Source organism: Albidovulum sp. (assembly GCF_049646345.1).
Taxonomy (GTDB): Bacteria; Pseudomonadota; Alphaproteobacteria; order Rhodobacterales; family Rhodobacteraceae; genus Albidovulum.
This window is the reverse complement of the sequence record NZ_JBARVQ010000425.1, coordinates 1-5,192: the sequence shown is the minus strand read 5'-3', so window position 1 is coordinate 5,192 and position 5,192 is coordinate 1. Positions and strand designations below refer to the sequence as shown.

The window sequence follows — 5,192 nt, the reverse complement described above, 5'->3', positions numbered from 1 at the left end:
GATTGAGTGATAAGGCAGGTGTTCGGCCCGGGGCGGGGACAACGAGACCCTGGCCGAACGACCGCACACCACGGATCTACCCGGCTGGCCCCTCCCGCCAAAGCGGCCTACCGGATGATATGTGCCACCACCATGCGGTCATGGGGCGCCCGGCGATGTTCGAACAGGTAGACACCCTGCCATGTTCCAAGCGCCGGGCGCCCCGCTTTTACCGGTATGGACATGCTGACAGGCAACAGCGCCGCCTTGATATGGGCGGGCATGTCGTCGGGGCCTTCATAGGTATGCGTCAGATAGGACATCGCCGGATGATCAGAGGGCGGCACCAGACGGTGGAAGAATTCCGTCAGATCGCTCCGCACCTCTGGGTCGGCATTTTCCTGAATGGCGAGCGAACATGAGGTGTGCCGCACGAAGAGCGTCAGCAGCGCCTCCCCTTCCCCCTCGCAAAATGCCCGCACCCGATCGGTGAACTCGTAAAGCCCCGGGCCGTGCGTCGGAACAGTGAAAGTCTCCTGCCGGCTCATTTACGGCCTTTCATCCGGTGCCAGACCTTGCGCGCTTCCTGATAGAGCACATTCTTGCGCGGGAAATCGGTCTTGCGGGTCTTGCGGTCATGGACGGTGAATTCGACCGTTTCACGCCAGTCGAGCGCGGTAATGAACTCGTAGGACTGCCCCAGCCGCCACGCGAGATAGGGGAAGGATATCTGGTCCCGCCGCGAATAGCGCAGAACATGCTCCATCCAGCGGTCGCCGAACCGGATCAGGGCCGGGTCGTTGTGGCGGCGCACCATAAAGTGGCCTTCGATCAGGCCGGAACGCGCAGGCATGCCCTCGGCCCGGTAGGTTTGTTCACGTTCCTTCAAGATGCGGTAATCGTCGAGCCCGTTTTCCCAGCAGGTCTGCAATTCGTGATAGACGCAGTTGCGTCGAAAATGCGGGAAGGCAAAGAAGGCGGCATCGGATTGGGTGCGGACCGCCGTCAGCACCTCAAGGGGATCGCGCTTCAATCGTGATTTGTTGTCGATCCAGATCGACCAGTCCGCATCCGGGAAATAGCGGTGCGGCGCAAGTTTTGCCCGCCGCGAGGCACGAGGCGCATCAAGCCCGTCAAGCGGATCGTGGATCACCTCCACCCCCGGCAGGGTCACATCTTCCCGGTCAGTGAAAAGAACCCGGCGGCAACTGTCAAAGCCTCCGAAGACATCCGCGTTCAAGGGATCGGCTTGCCCGTAATGGGCGGAATAAAGAACTAGTGACATCGGACCCCGGTCGCAGTTTCGCGCGCACTATAAGCAGCTCGGGCGCGGATGACAGCGGCAATTCCTGCCAAACGACAGGCACGCGCCGCACGCTCGTCGTGCCCCGGGGCGCGGCCGTACAATTCTGAGCCACGATTGCAGGATCAGACTGAAGGCCCGCGAAACGCGGCGCGTTCTTCACCGCAAATCCGCGCTATCATCAAAGCAACCAGATGCGCCGGACCAATCTTCGGTCTGGGGGCGATCTGTCCCGATATCCGTGACGACGGACAAGGCAGACTGAATTTTTCTAAAGCGTTTCGGGTTTTCGTTGAGATAACAAGTATCGGAATTCGAACGAAAAAGGTTCGAATTCTGATTCAATGCAACCCCGAAACGCGATAGACTATCTCAAACGTCTCTCAATACGGACCAATGAGGTGCCAAAAACTGTCGGGTTCCGCGATCTGCCGGATATCACCCTGCTGCAAAGCTTTGCTGCTGTTGCCGAGACCCGCAGTATCACGCGGGCCGCCCTTTTGTCGGGACGGTCGCAACCGGTCGTGTCGCAGCATCTTCAACGGCTGGAAGCGAAGCTGGGCGTAAAGCTTGTGGAACGGTCAAACCGGCCCCTGATGCTGACATCCGAAGGCGAAATGCTTGCCGGGCAACTGCCGGATATCTTGGCCCGGCTGGCAGCAGTCGTTGATACATTGCAGTCGCAATATGATGCGCAGCTTGAGCGAATTCGGATAGCCATGCCGGACAGCATGTCCTGTTCCATGGGGGCGGAGTTTGTGTCCCTGGCCGGAGGATTGGCGGATTCCGTTGAACTTTGCGCCGGGATTGTGCCCTGGGAACAGGACGTGTTCCGGGCGTTGCAGATTGATTTTCTCGTCGACAGCCCGCCATATGATCCCAAAGAGTATTATCATCCGCAGGAGATTTTTACGGACCCCTATGTTCTGATCTGTCCGGCGGATCATGGCGACAGCACCACCGAAGACCTTGTTAGTACCTTGCCTCAGGTTGCCCATGCGCAAACCACAAAATTCGGGCAACGGGCAAGCGGCATTGCCCGGGGGATGGGGGTCAAACAAAACCCGAAATACAATTTCGACTCGAGCCAATCGGTGATCCGTTTTGTTCAGATCGGCTATGGCTGGGCCGTGACGTCCGCACTGTGCCTTTATCAAAGCCCGGCAGCGTTCAAAGGCATTCATGTGCGCGCGATGGGCGAAAAGGACGCGCGCACCCTGATGCTGATCAGCCGCGCCGACGTGCTTGAGCAATTGGCACGCAATACGGTCGCCATCATGCGGGATGTCTTCCGGCAACTGGTCGATGGCCCATGGACGGAACTTTCTCCGCAATGTGCGAAGATGTTGCGCAAAGCCAATCCATCCATATTCGGATCATATCGGCCGGAAGACACTTCTGGCTAATGCGTTTCAAATTCTGATGTTTGGTGTTTCGACCAAAACCCGAAACACTTCAGGCTCTGGATTGAACATGGAGCAGCCAGTTGGACAGCTCCAGTGTGCGGGTCTTGAACACAAAGTCACTGACAGAACAGCCCAAGCGCGCGGCGGCGGCGGCGTCTGTTTCCACCTGTTCCAGATCGTCAAGCGGGGGTGAGAACTGGGCGAACATGCTTTTGCCTTCGCGATAGGCCGCCGCCATTGTTCTTGGCGCGACTTCGGGGTGATACTGAATCCCCCAAAAATCGATGTTGCCCTTGGTATAGGACATGGCCTGCACCTGAGTGTGATCGTTCGATGCCAGCAAAAGGGCATCCCGGGGCATTTCACTGACTTCATCACGATGACCGCAGGCCACAGAGAACCCGCACACCCGATCCTGCATCATCGGGTGCTGTTTGCCATCTTCGGTCAATCGGATCTGTCTGGCGATCCCGGCTTCGAACCCATTCGGAGAGGCAACAATTTTGCCCCCCAGAACAACCGTGGCGATCTGCAATCCAAAGCAAACGCCGATGCTGGGTTTGGCATGATCAAATACCACCTCGCAGGCCCGCCGGATCGGTTCTGCCTTGGGGTCATCCGCCGCCCAGGGGTCCCCCTGACCGGTCATGACAATGCCATCAACACCTTCCAGATCCTCGGGCCTCAGCGGGTTGAGATAGGGCTCGCGCGTGGTCACGCGCAGATCCGGGCAAACCGATTGAAAGACGCGGGTAAAATTCTGCGGCGCCGACCTGTTGTTGGATCGGCGCATTTCTGCGACGGCCGGAGAACTGGATTCGACGATGAGGATGTGGGTCATGACAAGCCTTGTTGGGTTATTCAGCAGCGATTGAGAAAACAGGGGCCATGTTGTTCAACGTATCGACGTCGAGATGGCATTTGATCTGGTGATGGTTGGCCAGGGTCCGGATCGACGGCACTTCGCGTTCACAAAGCCCGCCGCCAACTTTTGACTTCCATTTGCAGCGGGTCTGGAACGGACAGCCGGACGGGGGGTTCACCGCCGACGGGATATCGCCCTCAAGCACCACATCCCGTTTCTTGACACGTGTGTCGGCGATCGGCGCTGCGGCCAGCAACGCCTCGGTATAGGGGTGGTAGGGCGGTGAGAAGACCTGATCCGTCGTGCCAATCTCAACGACATGACCAAGGTACATCACCAAAATCCGGTCTGCCAGATATCGCACGATGGACAGATCATGACTGATGAACAGCAAGGTCGTGCCGTTCTTGCGCTGAATGTCCATCAGCAGTTCTGTCACCGCCGCCTGCACCGACACGTCCAATGCCGATACGGGTTCGTCCGCCACCACAAGCTGGGCGTTGCCGGCAAAGGCGCGCGCGATGCCGACGCGCTGTTTCTGCCCGCCGGAAAGCTGCCGGGGACTGCGATCCGCAAAGGCACGGGGCAGTTTGACGAGATCAAGCAATTCGAACATGCGCGTCTTGCGGGCGGCGTCACTGTCGCCAATCCCAAACACCTCCAGCGCCCGGATGATCTGACGCCCGACGGACATTGAAGGGTTCAGCGTGTCGAACGGGTTCTGGAACACCATCTGCACGCCACCAACCGTTTTCGCATCACGGTCCTGAATGGCGACATCAGCCAAAGGCTGTCCATTCAGGACAACGGCACCTTCGGTCGCGGTCTCCAGCCCCATCAGTACTTTGGAGAGCGTGGATTTTCCACAACCAGACTCCCCGACGATGGCAAGGGTTTCACCTTCATACGCATCGAAGGACAGGGTTTCGTTGGCCTTGACGACCTTGGTTGCGCGCCCGCCAAATAGTGCATTCGCAGCCACGTCATAGTATTTGCGCAAGCCTCTTACGCGCAGGGTGACCGTGTCGGATACCGTTGCGGGCGGGACAGTCACCGCGTCGATCTGTGCGGTCCAGTCGATGTCGGCAAACCGGGTGCAGCGTGTCTGATGCTGCAGGTTGCCCGGCAATGCCGCCATCTCAATCGCGTCAGAGTCGCAGGTTCCGGATTTGAAGTAGTTGCATCGCGGGCCGAAGTTGCAGCCCTTGGGCCGTTGATGGGGCAGCGGGAAGTTGCCGGGAATGGCGACCAGCGGCCGGCTTGTCTTGTCTGCCCCCGGCACGGGGATCGCGCGGAACAGGGCTTGCGTATAGGGGTGATGCATGTTTTCGAACACGTCCTTGACGGGGCCGCGTTCCACCGCTTCGCCGGAATACATCACGCAGATGCGGTCGCAGGTGTCCATGACCAGCCCAAGGTTGTGGCTGATGAACAGCATCGAGGTGCCGTATTTCTGGCCCAACTCCTTGACCAGCTTGATCACCGCCGCCTCGACCGTCACGTCAAGCGCGGTGGTCGGTTCATCCAGGATCAGGAGTGCCGGTTTCGCCATCAGGGCCATGGCGATGACGATGCGTTGCTGCTGACCGCCGGAGAGCTGGTGCGGATAGGCATTCAACACGCGCTCGGGATCCGGCAG

General features: G+C 59.0%; 5 protein-coding genes. 1 reads left to right on the top strand and 4 read right to left on the bottom strand.

Annotated features, from left to right (window positions below):
- Positions 1-107 precede the first annotated feature (107 nt).
- Both WBB85_RS10665 and WBB85_RS10660 read right to left on the bottom strand, forming a co-directional pair.
- Positions 108-527, bottom strand: a complete 420-nt coding sequence (locus WBB85_RS10665; protein WP_432638597.1) for a secondary thiamine-phosphate synthase enzyme YjbQ — start codon at positions 525-527, stop codon at positions 108-110.
- Complete coding sequence (locus WBB85_RS10660) at positions 524-1,264, bottom strand: glycosyltransferase domain-containing protein (protein ID WP_432638596.1); 741 nt, start codon at positions 1,262-1,264, stop codon at positions 524-526. The genes WBB85_RS10665 and WBB85_RS10660 overlap by 4 nt, the downstream gene beginning before the upstream one ends.
- A 362-nt stretch (positions 1,265-1,626) precedes the next feature.
- Here WBB85_RS10660 and WBB85_RS10655 point away from each other — a divergent pair, with 362 nt between their 5' ends.
- Positions 1,627-2,688, top strand: coding sequence for a LysR family transcriptional regulator (locus WBB85_RS10655; RefSeq protein ID WP_432638595.1), 1,062 nt, complete (start codon positions 1,627-1,629; stop codon positions 2,686-2,688).
- 49 nt (positions 2,689-2,737) lie between these two features.
- On the opposite strand, the gene WBB85_RS10650 is transcribed toward WBB85_RS10655, so the two are convergent.
- Together WBB85_RS10650 and WBB85_RS10645 are read right to left on the bottom strand one after the other, a co-directional pair.
- Positions 2,738-3,481: a type 1 glutamine amidotransferase gene (locus WBB85_RS10650; RefSeq protein WP_432638598.1), complete on the bottom strand. Its 744-nt coding sequence runs from the start codon at positions 3,479-3,481 to the stop codon at positions 2,738-2,740.
- 64 nt (positions 3,482-3,545) lie between these two features.
- On the bottom strand, positions 3,546-5,192 hold a 1,647-nt coding region (locus WBB85_RS10645; protein WP_432638594.1), incomplete at its 5' end, for an ABC transporter ATP-binding protein.

Excerpts from the sequence above, each read along its gene's own strand:
- WBB85_RS10650 (WP_432638598.1), bottom strand. The coding sequence starts at position 3,481 with ATGCGCCGATCCAACAACAGGTCGGCGCCGCAGAATTTTACCCGCGTC.
- WBB85_RS10655 (WP_432638595.1), top strand. The coding sequence starts at position 1,627 with ATGCAACCCCGAAACGCGATAGACTATCTCAAACGTCTCTCAATACGG.
- WBB85_RS10660 (WP_432638596.1), bottom strand. The coding sequence starts at position 1,264 with ATGTCACTAGTTCTTTATTCCGCCCATTACGGGCAAGCCGATCCCTTG.
- WBB85_RS10665 (WP_432638597.1), bottom strand. The coding sequence starts at position 527 with ATGAGCCGGCAGGAGACTTTCACTGTTCCGACGCACGGCCCGGGGCTT.